This window comes from Archangium violaceum Cb vi76 (assembly GCF_000733295.1).
GTDB lineage: Bacteria > Myxococcota > Myxococcia > Myxococcales > Myxococcaceae > Archangium > Archangium violaceum.
In genome coordinates this window covers 1-1,162 of record NZ_JPMI01000087.1, presented here as the reverse complement: position 1 = coordinate 1,162, position 1,162 = coordinate 1, and the positions used below count along the sequence as shown (strand labels likewise).

2 protein-coding genes are annotated in these 1,162 nt (G+C 66.5%); both read right to left on the bottom strand.

Annotated elements, in window-relative coordinates:
• On the bottom strand, positions 1 to 805 hold an 805-nt coding region (locus Q664_RS14035), incomplete at its 3' end, for a peptidoglycan DD-metalloendopeptidase family protein (protein ID WP_160174404.1).
• 57 nt (positions 806 to 862) lie between these two features.
• The coding region (locus Q664_RS14030; protein WP_235216694.1) for an LGFP repeat-containing protein at positions 863 to 1,162 on the bottom strand (300 nt) is incomplete at its 5' end.

The following is a 1,162-nucleotide window of genomic DNA, read 5'->3' as shown; positions in this document are numbered from 1 at the left end:
AACCCAGGACGCCGCGCTCCCAGCCCAGCTGTTCCCACTTGATGCGGATCTGCCCCATCACCACGTGGGCGCCCAGCGTGGGCGTCCAGTAGATGCTGCCGCGCTCGAAGTGGTTGAAGCGCCCCACCCCGTCCGGCGTCGCCAGCTCACCGGCCTGGCACGCGCCCAGCAGCACGGGGCCGTTCACCGCGTCGTACTTCACCTTGATGTCCCCCAGGATCTCGCAACGGGCGCAGTTGTTGCTGGTGATGCTCCTGGAGCCATAACTGCCCGGGTAGGGGGCCAGAGACACTCCATTGATGACGATGTCCTGGCCCACTCCGTTGAGCAGCTGCTCGTAGTGGATGTGAGGACCACTGCTGGCGCCGGTGCTACCCGTGCGGCCAATCTCCTGGCCCTGGCGCACATGGGTGCCGTTCGCCACCGAGAAGGATTTCAGGTGGAAGTAGTACGTCATCCACCCTCCACCGTGGTCGATCTTGATGTAGTTGCCAGCGCCGTTGGCCTGGTAGTGCTGTGTCGCGTAGCCGTCCGCGGAGGCAACGTTGGGCTGGCCGTCGGTGCCGCCGCCGTTCTTCACGAAGTCCAGCGCGCGCCGCACCTCGGCGCTGTGGTGGCTGAACGTCCAGGACTGCCCGCAGGGGAAGGGGGCCTGGAAGTTGGGCCGCGCCAGGGCCGTGGTGAGGGTCGCCTCCTGCATGGGCTCTTCCTGCGTGCCCGCATTCGGGGTCTCGGAACCGCAGCCGGTACCGCTCAGCAGCAGCGCCAATGACAGACCTGACAGCCACGTACGGGGATTCAGCATGCCTTCTACTTTCATGGGGATTTCCATCCTGCGTTAGGGGAGCACCGTCCGGGACTGCTACTTCATGCGGACAGTGACGGTGTTGGTGGCGGTGTTGAGCGTGAGGAAGCCCTTCTGGAACTCGCTCTCACGGCCACCCGTGACGGCGTACTCGTCCGTCACCGGGTAGCCCAGCGCGCTGCGCTCCCAGCCCAGCGACTCCCACCTGGCCCGGATGGGTCCGTGCACCTCGCGCGCTCCCGTCGTCGGCGTCCAGTAGATGCTGCCGTTCTGGAAGTGGTTGAAGCGCCCCACCCCGTCCGGCGTCTTCGTCTCGTCCGTCAGCGGGTAGCCCAACAGCCCCGCCTCTCGCCCCAG